The following is a 16,153-nucleotide window of genomic DNA, read 5'->3' as shown; positions in this document are numbered from 1 at the left end:
CGGGATTTTCATCAGGCTATTTTTCTCCATCAGGCGTTTGTTTGTGTCCAAAGGGAGGATTCAGCAGTTGAGATTTACCCAATACCGGACTTTTGGAAACGTATATACCCAGGCATTACTTTGCTACCTTTGATTCTTCAACGATTGACAGATTGATTTATATCTTCAGGGTACTATCCGTTTCATGAATATGATATCTGGCTTCATTGCAAGAGGGCAGGTTTTGGCAGGTTTTGGCAAGCTATAATGCCACTCGCTGCCTGCGATCTTCGTTGTGGCAGACACAGCCAGGACAGAATATAAATGAAAAAAAATCAATATTTACTTTGCTCGTGTATCACTGAAAGTGAAATGATTACTATTTTTGAGGATGTCGGAATTGTTTTGGGATGAAAAGTGCCTGCATCACCGAATGTGGATCGGGTTGTCAGGGGCGCCTGATATGGCCTCACCTTTCTACGTTGATTTTTATGGTATTCAAACCTGAACTGATAATTATGTTTACATCAATCAGTTGTTAATTTGTCAAAGTTTAAATTACTCAGGGTAATCTAAGTTGATAAATAAATTCTTCAATATGTATAACTCCTGTATATTAATAAGTTCAATATATTCATTCCGTAACTGAACAGAGACGGTTTTTCTCATGATGGCATGTAACATATCGAGTTGTTCAAGTGTTGCACACCTACGAATTCTCTCTTTTAAATCATACATGTTGATTCTCATATAAAAGATATAAAATATTAATTTTTCTTTGTAATGGTTTCTGTCGGAAAAAAACAGAAGGGGGTATATTCGATTCAAAAGTTATGATAAGGATATAAGCAGAAATGATAAAGGCTTAATATTGAGGTAGCGTTTCAGTGTCACATAAATGTCAAAAAAAACAACGGGGTAACCGATGGAATGGCGGTATTCCATTTATTCGTGATGCAAGGATTTGTGCACTATGGTGTAAAGTTCATGGTTTTATATGAAAGTAAAGAGGAGTGATAAGCTTATTAGTAAAGTTCTTTGTTTGTATTTGCTGTTTAGAAATGAGTCTGACACTTGAAAAGTTGAACAGAATAACCTAATTTAGCTATACTGAATCAGGTGCTTACAGGCGAGAAGATACAAGTTTTTCGGATTTCCAGTTGCATCGATTTGTATTGTTTTAGAAAAACAAGTATCAAAGTGTATATTTTGTTTTCCTGTTTATGAAATATTCGGAGTGGGATATGAAAATCAAAACTATCGAAATGGAGATACTCCAGATCGTGGCAAGAACGAAAAATATCAGCTATGCAGCAACTCTTTTGGGGATGCAGCAGGCGAATATAAGTAAATACCTTGCAAATTTTGAAGGGCGTATAGGCTTGAAGGTCTTCGAGCGGTCAAGCAGAGAAATCAGTCTGACTGACTTTGGTAAGAAGTTACTACCCTACATCGAAAAAAATATTGAAAGTATTCAAGTAACAAGCGATTTTATAACTGATTATAAATCCAAAAAAAGTGGTGTTGTTACTATTTATGCGCCAATGGGCATAATGAAATTTATTTCTAAGGAGGTAATACATGCTATTAAAGAAACAGAAGGGATAATCATCGCACTTAAAATATATAATCCAACGAATGAGGAGTTTTTCTCTGGAATGGAATTCCCCGAGGATTGTGATATTCTCTTAACTTACACTGCCCCAAAAGATGACACCCTTGTTGCACTTAAAGTGGCTAAACTCTCTGTTCGGGCCTATGCTAGTCCAGAGTATTTGTCAAAAAATCCTATTTTTGCGCCAAGTGATCTATATCGACATTCTTGTATTCTTATACACTCAGTGCTTACGGGGGGGGACAATATATGGCATTTTAAGCGCAATAACTCATCAATCTCTGATTATAAAGTTTCTGGGAGCTACATATGCGATAATTCTTTGACCGCAATTGAATTGGCTAAACAAGGATTGGGAATATTTCTTACCTCGCCATACATCATATCTGAAGAAATACAAGACGGAAGCTTAAAGGCATGTTTTGGACGGCAAGATATAGTAACTCAACTAGATTTAAAGGTTATTTTCAAAAAGCGGGAATATCAACCATTCCGTGTCCAGTTTATTTTGGATGGGATCATTTCTGAGATTAAAAAGTATGCGGATACGTATGGTGGCTTATAGATTATAAACAAAGTGCTGGATGCCTTAATGTTTCAGTATATCAAATGACGATTGATAATGTTGAGGCCTGTAAATTTTTCTTGCGGGAATTGTGTTATTCCTTTTTTTAATTTTTTTTATGTGTCTTTTGGGATTATGATGGTTTTTCAATTTCAATTTTTGGTGTGATTGCTGTGCTTTATAATTTTGTTTTTACACATAAACTATGCTCTGTTCTTATTTGTTGTGGTTCTTTTTTTGTTTCATTAAATGCTTTGGGTTCTTCCAGACTGGATACCCTGGTGCCAGTAGAACATCATCTACTCGCAGCATTTTCATATCCTCAGGAAAGCTCTGGGGTTTCAGATGTTGCTGGACTGGCAGATAAAGTCTGCAAGGTGCTTGATGTTGAAAGTAATAGTTGTTTTTATTCTACTACCGAAAATAGAAGTTCAGGCTTGATCGACATTGAGGTTTATTCTGCCATTAACCAACATTTAACTGATTTAATTAAAAATAGAAGAGCTTAATTGATTAGTCCTTAGTCCTTAGTCCTTAGTCCTTAGTCCTTAGTCCTTAGTCCTTGCAATGCATGCATATTCATAAAGTGATTTTTTCCTATTAATATAATTTATGGTGCAGCACCATCGTTAAGTGCTTGATTGTGTGTTGAAGGGGGGGGCACCTGGGTCTTTGATGCATGCCAATCGATTCACTATTAGTAAAAAAGTGAATATGATCAATGAAGTTAAGCTTTTATTTCTCCTATATTGTCCATTTAGTAATGACACAGTAGACTATGTTGTGTGGGTTAAGCCGTTGGATATTATTGCGAACGACTACAATTCCAATACCATCGATCCACCAGAGAAACGCTTACTACGACACTCTCTGGAATCTGATGGATTCACCCAAAAAAAACCGGCCAAAGGCCGGTAAACTGGGATGGTACGACTCTTATTTACTACTTCTTACCACTACTTATTATTATCATGCCTCCGCTTAACGCCTGTATCACTCAGCAGGCAATTGAGGAAAAAAAGTAGCGTCCTGAAACAGACGTTAAGCGGAGACCTGAAAAAAAACTTCGGACATTCACCAAGACTATTAGCTATCCAAGAATTTTACTAAAACATAAAGGTATAGTAACGACCCACCACGTTTCATTCCAGTTGATATTATGAATAGTGTCATTCCATTTATGCATTTCTCTCGGCTCAGAAGAGACAAACATGGGCTATCCATGTACCAAATATGGATATTTCTTCCGGTAAAGCTGGTCTTTAGTAGTTGGAAAGTTGAATGGCTCAAGAGATATGCAAGGCATTAGTTACGATGATTACATTATATTCTGAACACGGGTCAGTTATGTCGATTTCAGGCTAAAACTTCCTTTAACCAGCTTTCGACGTCGTGCTAGGCTGGTTTCTTGCCTGCTCTAGTTTAAGTCCGTCTTCATAGTTGCTGGCGGCGGCTTGATGAACCAGCCCTGTTGCTGTGCCCTCAAATGCTGGATAACCCGTTTCCCCAGGGAATGAAACGAACGAGTCGGGCGTCGGCCTTGATTGCCCGTTGGATATAACCTCCTGTTCCTGACGCTAAGGCGGGAGAACCTTAAGTGCGAGTTTATCCCCATATTCGTCCTTTTTTACAGCATTCGACGGGTCAGACGTTCATTAAGTTCCTGCAATAGATCACCGTTGGTCAGATAAAGTTTGGTCAGCACTTGGGAATCTTTATGGCGCAAACGAATCAGGAATCAGTGCTCCGCAGCTGGGACGGTTTAATTCGTCTTTGGGGTTACGTCGGGCGGGAGTACTGCAGTTTGTAGTACCAGCCTGGCTTGCGGTAGTTTTTGTTCAGTATCGGTTCATCGTGACTGACAGCCGGTTTCAGGTTATCAGGGAACAGAAGCATGTGAGCCCCCAAAGAATAGGGACACTATGGCGTGAGCCAGCAGCCAGCCTTACTGATACTGGTTTTCACAGGGTTCAAAATATAAATAGTTCGAGGCGCCAGGCCTTGCGACGAAGATCTGTACCTGACGTATCTCATTCTTGTCTCTGCTTATGGGGCTGATACTTCAGACCAAGCGTCTTTGCATGATGATTCACTGCAGATACTGTTCTGTCCGGTAGTTTATCTACAGTCCTGCCCCCCTGTATCGGATAGTACTTCCGTAAAATATATTCTTCATTTTCGCTCCATTCACGAGCAAAGGTCAGACTCATAAGAGATGCCTGCATCTGAATGGCGTGCCGGGTTCTGCCAGGTAACCGGGACTGGATATCAAGCATATCGTGATAACGTCCGTAACGGGCCTTCAAAATCACCTTTTCGGCTTCAGTCCATGGGCCGGAGGAGCGTTTTCCGAGATTAAGCATATTGACAGCCCCTCTCACTGCACTGACACTTCGCCCCAGTGCCTGGGCAATTTCATGCGTTGACAATAAGCCATAATGCTTTATTAAAAATGATTTCTCCTGAAGACCCCAGCTTTTTTTACCCCCGGCAATCCCCTGCTTGCTTGCCTGCGCCGCGATCGATTCTTTTGTCCGGCCCGGTAGACGTTTCATTACTTCCTCGAGCCCATGACCATTTTTATAATATTGACGCAGTATTTTTAGCTGTTCTTCGTCCCATACCCCCGCTGATTTTTTCGTCACACCAAGGTATCCTGCAATTCGTCTCACTCCATTAACACTTCTGCCCAGCTTATCCGCAATCTCCTGCGCAGGTATGCTCCCATAAAGGGATCCAACGTAGTTCATCTCTGCCACTGTCCATCCTGCTCCGTGGTTCCGGCCAGGCATGCTTAATCCCCCTGAACGTTTAACAGCCTTAATTTTACTTTCCCTGTCTTTCATTTTTCAGCCTCCTTAATCTAATGGTTGTACAGCCAGCACATATCGATTAATCAGCAGGCGCAGATATTGCGTCGCCTGTAGCTCTGTCTGGTGCCAGTCGGGCATCTCTGTCTGCTGCTGTGTTAACCGGCGTAAAAGCTCTTCCAGTGGTGGGTTCTGGCTCATTGTCTGCGTGATGGCAAAAACCTCTGACTTCAGTTCCGAAACCGTCAAGTATTTACCCCGCTTTGTATCTGTGTTGTTCAGTTTTGCCGTCAGCGACTGAAGCTGTGTCATGGCCTGATGCCAGCCCTCCAGACGGCCTGCAGGTAGTGAGGCGCTTTCCACCTGCTGCTGCCAGTGGGTGACCAGAGATGAGGTTTCGGGATGATGAGGCCACAGACGCTGCGCCTGCGCCACCAGTGCAAACCCATAGTGCACTTCCCACCCGGGCGTCAGTGCTATCAGCGTGTCCAGCTGTTTGCGGGTTTGTGAGAGGAGCTTATGCCCCTGCGACTGAAACTTTGCTGCATGAGTGTTAATTATTGCGGTCTGCTCTGCTCCCGTGAGAGGTGTTGGTAACGGGCTCAGTGAACCTGACAGTAAGGCCTCCGGCTGACGTTCCTGCCAGCTTTGCCAGGCCGAAACACCCGAAACCGTGAGCAATAAAGTGGTGACTACTCCCCCGATAAACCCCGCCCATACAGCACTGCGATGGAGACTGCGTATTGATGTCTGTCTGCTATGAAGAGTACCGTCATCCCTGAATACCAGAACCACCGGCTCATCTGCGGTATGCTGCTGTCCGGCGGTATCAGATCTTACGCCGGGTGCAAAAGAAGTGCCTGAAACGCTGTCGGTCAGCCGGGACTCCCGCACATTTTCCAGCCGGACCACTGCAGCATGCATCCAGTGCAACAGCGCGTCCATTTTGCTCGCCTGACGTATCTCCAGACGTTGCAGCAAATCGCACAGGTGCCGGAATTGTTGCTCCAGACGATAAATCACCGGCAGTTCCTGGTGACTGAGCGTTAAACGGCGAAGACTCAGTATCAGATGGTCGCTGAGCCATACCAGAATTTCACGCCGCAACGCTGGCTGTGCGGGCCACATAATGCTCCACTGATGGCTAATCAGTGAGTCCAGTAACTCCAGTCCCTCCTGAAGCCCTGAAAGCCCTGCGAGCTGCAGTCGTGCGCAGCAGAACCAGGCAGTGGTCTGTAAATCCGTGCCGTTGTGGCGAAACAGCGTCAGGCACAGTTGTTCCACCTTTTGCCAGTCCACGTCGGGTCTGGCTGGATGCGCCAGTTTATTTAACTCTTCACGCAGATGTGTGAACTCGCTCCACGGGCGAGGGTCCTGGCCCGTGTGAACAGGCAGGTTTCTGGAAAACATAGGAAGGTTCCTTGAGGTTTTAGGGGAGCAACTGCTGTTGCTTGAGGTGTCTTAATATCACTTTACCGTCAGGCTGGAAGTGCGTGCCATATCGCACGAGTCCGAACCCTTTCAGCCCGGCATCAATGGCATAACGGAGCTCACCGGGCCGCGTCTGTTCAAGCAGGGCAACGTGCACGCTGTTCAGCCGTGGTTCATACTTCAGCAAAACACCGGAAAGCGTGGCGACGAGTTGATGTGCCGTTCCGGGCATTCCCTGCAGGATTTTTGTCATATCCGGTAGTCCGTAATCCGGTAGATGGGCCAATGCTCCTGCCCTGGTGTTCAGGATGCGCTGGATATTGTCCAGAACGGACAATATGACCTGGTTTTCTTCACTGACCTGGTGACGCTCAAGCCCTCCGCTGAAGTTGCCGGTCAGAATGTCATACAGTGAAGGTGTATTCGGTTCCTGTGGCATTATTGTTCCTCAACAGGCTTCAGGGTCAGGGTGTTATTTCCTGCCTCAATGACCCGGCTTCATCCGCCTCAAGTTCTTCGCGTTCAATCGTCAGTTTCTAGGTGTTTTTCTCCATATCCGGATGGCTAAATAATCCCACCACGGCCACATATTTCGCGCCTTCTTCCATTGGCATATCAAGGCGTGCGTCACCGCCCGGTTTGAGCACCATATCGCGGGTGGTCAGCAGGTCTGCCTCGAGAATCGCTTCACCGTTTTTCAGGAGTTGTAGGTAGGTTGTTTTATCAAAGATTTTCGTGTCTTTCAGTTGATAAACCCTCACCATTACCGGTACAGACAGCATCCTGCTCTCACTTGCATCCGGATTCAGTACTTCCCGTGCGGTAAAATCCAGATACAGGACCTTAATCTTTTTGTAAAAAATGGCAGTGAATGTTGTTCTGGTGCCATCCGTGATGCCCTGCATGACACCACAGCCCGTCAGGCTGAACGCCAGCACAACGGGCTGCCAGCGGACGACTTTAGTCAAACTTGTACTTAACACATCGGTTTCCTTGTTGAGGGCGGGCGGGCTCCAGGCCGCCGTAACAACCCAGTTCAATGGTAAATGTCTTCGGGATATCGTTCGGGAGCATACCGGTAAGTGTATTTTTGACAGAGAACCGAGCGTCTGGGGAATAATCAGCAAAAACACTGTTGATGTTATTCTTGTTTATATTAATTTTACTGCGTTCAGATATTGATGCATTTTCCTTCCCGTTGCTGAAGTCACCGGCAACCAGTAACTTGAGCGGCAATTCAGTCTTTTTACTTGCCCCACCGGTATGCAAGTCTAATTTCAAATTAATGCGTGCCTTAGGGGTTTCATTCCGAAAGCTATTACTCATCAGGCTATGTCCTTTTTTTGCCAAGGTATTCCGGCAAATAATGTCATGTTTCGGTCTCGCCGAACTATAAGGCAAATAAGGGATGTCTGCCTGCCATATTTGTGAATGCCTGTATTCCTTTTGTGGTGTTGTAATAAATGTTTTTGCTGATATGCATGAAAGATGGTTGGCAAAGACAGCGTAGTTATTAAAGAGGGTATGTGTCGATGAATAACTAAGCCGATCTACATGAGACCGTGAAAGGCCTGCAAGCTACGGTCAGTAATGTAACAATGAAAATAAGTCAGCTGAAAGCCTAAACCCTGCATTAAAACCATAGCGCCCCATGGAGGAGGCAGTCTGTAAAACTTACTAAATCTCAGGCTCTCACGAGGTAAGTACAGGCGTGTAATTTGTGTCCCTACATGGTCAGAATGTTAGGTTTTCTGTATCCTCATTGCGTAATAGATGCTAGCCTGCCCTGTATATAGGCATCAATTTAATTCAGGCAATTCAGGTAATCAATTGCCTGAATGAATAAGTGAAAAATGCGCAAGTTCTTAATTTTCGCGCAGTTCTCAAATAGGGATATGAGCCGTGGTAGTCGTTACGGGGGATTAAGTTCACACTTCAGGATCTCCTGTTCAGGTATTGCTGAGGTTTCCACCAACAACACCTGACCGGGGGAGGTGAGTATAAGCTCTTCTGTATTAAAAGAAGCAATTAACTCCTGGATTAGGTTCCAATATCTGAGATAGATTAGTTTTGCTCCGTTGGTAAGAAAGTCGAGAGACGCTGGAATGTCGGGCTGATAATTAAACACTCCCAGAATTAGTTCTCATTACCTGTTAAATAAGCGATTCTTTCATTAGTCATTTTGGCCTGGCACCTGTAAGTATTAACCTGTTGTTGCACATTAGCTGACTCTGTTTTACCATCTGATAGCTTGCCGCATTTAGCTATTTTGTTATTAACCCATGCAATCTGTTCTTTTTTCAGGGAAATCTGTGCTGAGTCGGGTAGTTCTTTCCATACTGCGTTCAGTTCACGATCGGCTCTGGCATAGGCAGACTTTGCTGAATTCAGCGAGTCCTCCGAAATAAGATTAATAATCTGGTCTTTATTTACAGCTATTACACTAATATTGAACATAGCATCTGCGGCACCTGCCATACTGAACTCACTAAACAAAATGTCTTTTTTATTGTCAGCCAGTTTGGCTTTGTAGGCTACATTGTTCCAGATTACGCCACTATTGCTTACCTTGCCATATCCTCCAGTCACATACTGCAAATACCCTGGAGCCTTACTCACTACCTCCAGGGTATCCTGAGGGATTTTAATATATATATCAGCGCTGCAATCCAGTCCGTAGTTTCCTTCTCCAGAGGTCGAAACATTTTTAACTGCTACTTCAATACTATTTAGCATATTTTGATAAGCAGAAATTGGTTTGTCATAAGTGAATCTGGACTTTGTAAGATAGTCACTTTGCAACTTGCCGGATGCATTATCCTCTATATAATCAGAAAGTGCTTTGATTGCATCGTCTCTACCACACTTGAAGTCGTTAGAGTCAAATAATCCGGCGCTTACCGGGCCAGAAAATACAAAAACTGTAGTTAATAGAGCTGTTTTGTTGAGCATTTTTATATTTTACCTTTTTATATATTACATTTGTGACGGTTTGTTGATTGCCTGAATCAGATGCCGGGTTTAATCTCTTCTTACTCATCAGAGCTTAAAACAAGGGGGAGGCCTGAGACCGGTAAAGAGATTGTACGGTTTTCATTTACTTCTACTCACTGCTATGTCTCCGCTTAACGCCCGAATAGCTCAGAAGGTGAATAAGGAAGAAAGTAGCTTCCTGAAACAGACGCTAAGCGGAGACCTGAAAAAAAAAGCCCCGGACATCCCCTCCGTTTGTCCAGGGCCACACCAAAATATAAAGTCAGCAAAGAATGTTACCGAGCGGAATAATAACTTTTCCTCATGTTTCATTCCAGTCGTTATAGGGAATAACACCATTCCATATATAGCTAAGCGAGCTAAAAGAGGAATACCCTTTGTTACTCCCGGCAGGACTGTTATTCAGTGGCGTGTGGACTGAATGGTTCCTTGCAGGGCGGCAGTGTATACGATGAGTGTATTATCTTTCGGTGACGGGTCAGTCGCTCTGTTTCAGCCTGAATCTTTCTGTTCACCAAAGGCCGGCGTTCAGCCTCCAGTGAGGCAAGCTTTCTTTCCTGCTCCAGTTCAAACAGCCCCCTGCCTTTTGTCGTCCGCTTAAGCAATATCCCGGCCTCCATTTCATCCTCTGCATCAAGGTTGCTTTCCAGCGATTCCATGCGCGCAGTGTTCTTGTCCATTGCCTTGTATGCACTTTCAATATTTGCCTTCATCGTTCGCTGCGTCTGCGTCTGCGTCTGCGTCTGCGTCTGCGTCTGCGTCTGCGCATTAGCATCGACCAGTTGCGTTTTCCGGTGCCCAATACACTCTGCAGCCTCCAGGTTCGCTGCGCGGATATGCAGAAGTTCATCCTTCAGCGTCAGAGCGGCGGCATCATCCGAATTTGCGTCAGAGGTGAGCAACTGGCGGGCATAACCCGCATGTTTCAGAAAGGCGCGATTGTAAGAAGTAAACAAGTTTCTGGGTGAGGGGTTTCCGCTGCGGCTTTTTCCATCCCGTAAATTTTCACCCCGGCTGTTCCGTTTCGTTTTGCGCGTTTTTTACATTTCTTCAGGATGGAAATATCGCTGTAAGCCTTGCGAATATTCAGTATTAATATATGCATTGTGCATAAGGATTCAGATAATAAAAAAAAACTGTTTTTTTTGGTGTAAAGGTATTCCATTTAAAATATGGGGGGGGGGGGCAAAAGAGTCGGTGGGGCAAAGTATAGTATTAAAATATTTTCATTTAACTTAAGCAAAGTCAGGTCTATGCAAAATAATCACCCCCTCAGAGTCAGTATTATTGCAGTCTCTGTTGCCACAGCTTTTAGCTCATATGCTTCTGTTCAGGCCGTGACAGATACAGTGAAAGGGCGCCCTGCAACTGTCTCGGATTCGAAAATTACAAACCTGTCAGCCTCTGGCCTGAATCCGGCTCAGGGAGATGTCCTGGAAACCACGTATACATACACTGACCCGGACGGTATCCCCGAAGATACAAACCAGTCTGCCTACCGCTGGCTGGCGGACGGTACTGCAGCAGGTGAAGCTGTTGGCGACAACACATTCGTTCCCGGCAGCTCGGTACTAAATAAATTTCTACAGGTACAAATCACTGCTGCCGAGTCGGCCCCTTCTGACCCTGATAAAGCCGCGATGGTGGAAAGTAGCCAGACGAACGCACCTGTTCTCCCGTCACGTACGGAGTTCAACAGCCTTTATCATTTTTCCTCAGGGGCTAACATGCGCTGGGGCGATGCCTACATGTACTGTGCAAACCGTAATGAGAGGCTGATGAGTCTTTCGGAATTGCAGGACCTGTACATTAACTACACCAGAGCCACCTCAGCTCCTGCAGCCGAGAACAACAGTGATTTAAATCAGACATACGGCGTGGGGCTGTCAACCGTGGCCTGGTCCACTCAGGGCGGTGATACTAACCATTCTTATGCCTATATCCAGAGCAACGGAAGCACTGCAAGTAATCTGAACTCAAACACTTATGAGGTGGTCTGCGCGAAATTTGGCCCGCCTGAGCTTCTGCCATCAGTTAGCATTATTGATATCACTGGTTCAGGAATTCCAGGTCAAACACTGGAAGCGCGATATATCTATCGTGGAAATACTACTATCCCTGATCTCTCAACCTTTGAATGGTTTCGCAATGACACTAATAATACAGATGGACGCATGCCGATCGTCGGAGCTACAGGGAAAACATACACACTTACGTCTGAGGACGGAGGAAAATATATCAGTGTTGATATTACTCCCGCCAGCTACGATACAGTCAAAGGAATAAAAGTAACTGCCACTAAAAATGAACAAATTCTCGGTCAGGAACTTATCAGCGATGTAACCATCCTTAAACCTTCGCAAGGCCGTCCCTTCTTTGAGGTCAATTACACATACAACTCAGATGCCGCTCCCGAAGAGGGAACATCATATCAATGGTACTGGAAAGGTGAGAAAATCGTGGGGAATAAGGGGACAGGAAAAACTTTTGCCTTCGCTTCAGAAACGTATCCATCCTCAACCCAGACAGAGGAATTGCGTGTAGAGATTATCCCTCGCTCATCTTCCGGGATGGTCGGGCTTCCCAAAACAGGAACTCTTGGTTTGCGTAGCCCAATTAAATGGTATATTTCTGGTCGTGCCCCTACGTGGTATGAAGCCTCAAAATTCTGTGCTACTACAAATCTTGATGGACGTAACCGACCTGCAACTCTTTCTGAATTACAATCAATCGTGACGGATTTAGGGAATATTCGTGCCTATGGATTCCAGAATTATGGTTCGGTAAGTTATGGTGCATGGACAGGAACAAGCACCTCTGGTTTAGCCCATAACAAAGTTAATTTAGAAAACGGAACGGCTGTCTCTGATTCCAATGATAGTACGGGGACGGAATTTTGTGTCGCAGGGAGCGTGGTATCACCGACACCAGATTTGGTAGTAAATGGTTACTATCATGCTTTTAATTCAGGATTCCCATCTACAGGATTTAATGGCGCAAAATTTGTAATTAATGACGGATACATTGATGTTGTATCCTCGAATCCCTCAGTGGTTGAGGCTACACCAAATGGTGATGTTACACTCAAGGGAAAAGGCAGTGCGACACTTGAAGTCTGGGATGCAGCAGGTGGTGTGCCATCCATACTGGTAATTAATCCCACTAAGTGGTTCAAAGATGCAAACATGGCTAGAGACCTCGTACAGGCAGCCAGGGCTTGTGGAGACAAATACTACAATGGTCAGGGAAACTCCGCATATCTGCCCACACTCGATACTCTGACTCCAGCCAAGCCAGGCCAGAGTAATCCTTCGAGAGGTATCGGCACTCTCTGGGGAGAATGGGGTGATTTGAACAAGTTAGGTTGGTCATTCCCTGCTGGTCACTCTTGGTACTGGACGGGGAGTGGCTGGACATCTAACGGCAGCACAGCAAACAATGTTTCTCTCCAGTCAGGTAGTGCTGGAAATGAACACAACAACACAGCCATAAACGTAATCTGTAAGGGATAAATTCGCTGCCGTCATGCGCATTAAAATTACTTACCGCCTGGACATAACACTTTCAGGTTCAAGTAAAAAACGCCTCCGTGAGAGGCGTTTTTTTATCCACTATGAACGGTAAAGCAGGTAATAGATTTTAGAGTTTGGTTTGTACTCACGCGTATTGTAAATTATGGTAAAGGCTGTTTATCAGAGGAATGAATGTGACCATGGAAATTATCTGGAGGCGGAACGAATAAGCGACTGAGCGGGTGTTATCGCCATGACAGGCTATGCTTATGTGATCTGGCATTACCTGACACAGATTGAAATCATGGACATTCTTTATGATGATACGATTCTGATCTGGCACTTTCCATATCTGGAAAACCGTCAGATAGCCTAGTGGGAATCCTGTAAGGACTTGGTTCAAGCGAGATATGGGATATCAGATAGAAGTCAACTCGCTTTGCTTGTGTTTGGTTTCATTAATCATCATGGTAAGCAATTTTCCTGTTACCATTCTGCCTGAGTGATGCCCTTTTAAGGGGGTGAAAAGGTAAATCTTTCATAGAATTAGCATCTTCCATTGGATTTCAAGATGGGGTTAGGTGTAACTCTCAATCAAATAATTAAATGCAATATTATTTATTGACTACCATTATTCATATATTGGTGTGCGGAATGCAGTATTGATTGCCGTATGATATCTAGCCATTTTTATTATTCTCAATTTTAATCAGAATTCTTATGCTCAATAAATCCTCTCTCAGACTTGGTGTTATCGCAGTCTCTGTTGCCACCGCCTTCGGTTCATATGCCTCTGTGCAGGATGTAACTGAGACTGTGAAGGGCCGACCGGCTACGGTCAGTAATGTAACCATAAAAAATAAATCAGCTGAAAACCTGAACCCTGCCCAGGGAGATACCCTCGAAGCTACATATACTTACACTGACCCGGACGGTATCCCCGAAGATACAAACCAGTCTGCCTACCGCTGGCTGGCGGACGGTACTGCAGCAGGTGAAGCTGTTGGCGACAACACATTCGTTCCCGGCAGCTCGGTACTAAATAAATTTCTGCAGGTACAAATCACTGCTGCCGAGTCGGCCCCTTCTGACCCTGATAAAGCCGCGATGGTGGAAAGTAGCCAGACGAACGCACCTGTTCTCCCGTCACGTACGGAGTTCAACAGCCTTTATCATTTTTCCTCAGGGGCTAACATGCGCTGGGGCGATGCCTACATGTACTGTGCAAACCGTAATGAGAGGCTGATGAGTCTTTCGGAATTGCAGGACCTGTACATTAACTACACCAGAGCCACCTCAGCTCCTGCAGCCGAGAACAACAGTGATTTAAATCAGACATACGGCGTGGGGCTGTCAACCGTGGCCTGGTCCACTCAGGGCGGTGATACTAACCATTCTTATGCCTATATCCAGAGCAACGGAGGCACTGCAAGTAATCTGAACTCAAACACTTATGAGGTCGTGTGTGCGAAATTTGGCCCACCTGAACTTCTGCCATCAGTAATCAATGCTAGTTTTGCCAATCCGGTAGAGGGAATAGAAATTACGCCCGTTTATACATATCAAGGAAACGCAACAATACCAGACAGGTCAAGATTCGAGTGGAAAAGGGCCAACGACCAGATTGGAACTGGCAGTGTGGTTGTTGCAACGACAAAAACTTACACTCCAGTTGCTGAAGATGTGGGAAAATATCTCGTACTGACTATATACCCCGCTAGCTATGACACAGTCATAGGTAATAATGTACAGCCAGCAGGGAAAATTGTTAAAGCACAGGAGCAGTCTTTCCCGGCGGGGACAACGCTGGAGGCTAACGGTTATGATTTTGCCATCGACTCTGGTTTCCCGACTACCGGCTTCAGCCAGGCGAAATTCCAGGTTCAGATTTCCGGAAATGCTTCTAACAACACCGGCTACACCTGGAGCACGGATCAGTCATGGGCAAGTATTGATAACAATGGCGTAGTCACGTTTACAGGAACACCTTCTGGCAGTAATAAGTCAGTGAAAATAACAGCAAGTAACAACAATACATCGTACAGTAAAACAGTAACAGTTAATAAATGGTTCTTATCAGGCACAGGCGCTGGAGGTAGTGTTAGCTGGAGTGAGGCCTCGAACTATTGTTCGACAAGGGGTGGGCAGCCGGCAATATCAGAATTAACAAATGCTGTATCTGGTACAGATGGTACAAGAGTTACTGGAAAACTATGGGGGGAATGGGGCTCATTACCTAAATATAATGGCTCCGGGTTTAGATATACTGGGAGCTCCACAAGTGCATTCTATTGGTCAAGCCAGAGTGATTCAGGTGATGGTCCAAGTAACCCAAGCATTGCAGATCTTGGTGATCGTTCTTATGTTACCTACAATACAGTAGGTGCTGCAATTTGCCGGACGAATTTATAACTACAAATTTTCAGCAGCGTATTAATTAGGTTTCTTTGTGCCCGGAGGGATAAACTTTCGGGCTCTTAGTATTCTTGTGTCCTTGAATGCCCCCGGAGCCGTTAGACAGTCTGTAGGCACTCACTGCTACATCCTTCACGTTATTGCTCTGTACGAGCTAATCAGGGCATAAAACTGTTATTATGTGAAGCCGCCTCCATGGTCAGTCCGTATCTGGGCGTACCTAAGTGAGTTTCAAGCCATTAGGTTCACCGTAGATACTTTAAGCTGCACCAGCAGCTGTGTTTTTGCCCGTCACTGAATGCGCAAACAGCCCCGGTCCCTGAAAAGCTCAATCGCGTGTATCAGTCTTCATTTACTGTTCAAGCCATTACTAAAATCACGATGTTAATCAACGGGAAGCAAGTCTTCCTGGAGTTTTTCAACAGAGTTGTGCATCATTAAATATTATTTAGGATAGCTAAGGATATATTATTAAATTATCCTTGTCAGTACAAAGGGATAAGGGTTTATAACGAGAGGGAAATTTTTCGAGTACATAGCAGCATCAAAGCGTTTCTGACGAATATCCGATAATACAGTAACAAACCACCCGAAATGGTCGCCAGAAACGCTAGTCTATAATCATATACTAAAAATGAATATTTACTCAATGGATTAATTCAGAACTTAATTCATTCTTTCAGATACTGCTTACTCTTGAGGTGGTTTTGGTGGTCTGCCTGCTTAGGGTAAATTTCCACTGGTGCCAGGAAAATCGGCTTAACAGCCCTACAGTCCTTAAAACGGGCTGCTGAATGCAATGTATGCGGTAACTGTGTTGCCTGGCGAACAA

The 16,153-nt window shown here is 44.7% G+C and carries 9 protein-coding genes and 2 pseudogenes; 4 read left to right on the top strand and 7 right to left on the bottom strand.

Going from position 1 to position 16,153, the window contains the following annotated elements; all coding sequences use genetic code 11:
• The first annotated feature begins 1,223 nt into the window (after positions 1–1,223).
• Together L462_RS05820 and L462_RS25195 are read left to right on the top strand one after the other, a co-directional pair.
• Positions 1,224–2,159 (top strand): LysR family transcriptional regulator, encoded by a 936-nt coding sequence (locus L462_RS05820; RefSeq protein WP_050595761.1) that lies wholly within the window; start codon positions 1,224–1,226, stop codon positions 2,157–2,159.
• 281 nt (positions 2,160–2,440) lie between these two features.
• On the top strand, positions 2,441–2,668 hold the full coding sequence (locus tag L462_RS25195; protein WP_155964443.1) for a hypothetical protein: 228 nt from the start codon (positions 2,441–2,443) through the stop codon (positions 2,666–2,668).
• A 1,521-nt stretch (positions 2,669–4,189) separates the two neighbouring features.
• On the opposite strand, the gene L462_RS24015 is transcribed toward L462_RS25195, so the two are convergent.
• The 7 genes and pseudogenes from L462_RS24015 to L462_RS24010 form a co-directional block, all read right to left on the bottom strand.
• On the bottom strand, positions 4,190–5,005 hold the full coding sequence (locus L462_RS24015) for a hypothetical protein (RefSeq protein WP_050595759.1): 816 nt from the start codon (positions 5,003–5,005) through the stop codon (positions 4,190–4,192).
• Between the two features lie 12 nt (positions 5,006–5,017).
• Positions 5,018–6,379, bottom strand: a complete 1,362-nt coding sequence (locus L462_RS05825; RefSeq protein ID WP_032679181.1) for a VasL domain-containing protein — start codon at positions 6,377–6,379, stop codon at positions 5,018–5,020.
• Between the two features lie 19 nt (positions 6,380–6,398).
• Positions 6,399–6,839 carry a type VI secretion system baseplate subunit TssE gene (gene tssE, locus L462_RS05830; protein WP_032679180.1) on the bottom strand — a complete coding sequence of 147 codons (441 nt, stop codon included), beginning with the start codon at positions 6,837–6,839 and terminating at the stop codon, positions 6,399–6,401.
• Positions 6,839–7,383: pseudogene (tssJ, locus tag L462_RS05835) on the bottom strand (type VI secretion system lipoprotein TssJ). The gene tssE and the pseudogene tssJ overlap by 1 nt, the downstream one beginning before the upstream one ends.
• Positions 7,384–7,474: 91 nt before the next feature.
• Positions 7,475–7,726 (bottom strand): annotated as a pseudogene (locus L462_RS0123755) (type VI secretion system contractile sheath small subunit); the annotation flags it as partial.
• 810 nt (positions 7,727–8,536) lie between these two features.
• Entirely contained in the window at positions 8,537–9,352 is an 816-nt protein-coding gene (locus tag L462_RS05840) for a lysozyme inhibitor LprI family protein (RefSeq protein WP_032679178.1), read from the bottom strand.
• Between the two features lie 440 nt (positions 9,353–9,792).
• Positions 9,793–10,350 carry a hypothetical protein gene (locus L462_RS24010; RefSeq protein WP_050595758.1) on the bottom strand — a complete coding sequence of 186 codons (558 nt, stop codon included), beginning with the start codon at positions 10,348–10,350 and terminating at the stop codon, positions 9,793–9,795.
• 297 nt (positions 10,351–10,647) lie between these two features.
• Between L462_RS24010 and L462_RS05845 the strand changes: the two genes are divergently transcribed.
• Together L462_RS05845 and L462_RS05850 are read left to right on the top strand one after the other, a co-directional pair.
• On the top strand, positions 10,648–12,906 hold the full coding sequence (locus L462_RS05845) for a hypothetical protein (protein ID WP_155964441.1): 2,259 nt from the start codon (positions 10,648–10,650) through the stop codon (positions 12,904–12,906).
• 720 nt (positions 12,907–13,626) lie between these two features.
• Entirely contained in the window at positions 13,627–15,318 is a 1,692-nt protein-coding gene (locus tag L462_RS05850; protein WP_032679176.1) for a hypothetical protein, read from the top strand.
• Positions 15,319–16,153: the final 835 nt, after the last annotated feature.

Source organism: Enterobacter sp. BIDMC 26 (assembly GCF_000534435.1).
Lineage (GTDB): Bacteria > Pseudomonadota > Gammaproteobacteria > Enterobacterales > Enterobacteriaceae > Enterobacter > Enterobacter ludwigii.
The sequence above is the reverse complement of the archived record's forward strand: the minus strand, read 5'-3'. Positions and strand labels throughout refer to the sequence as shown.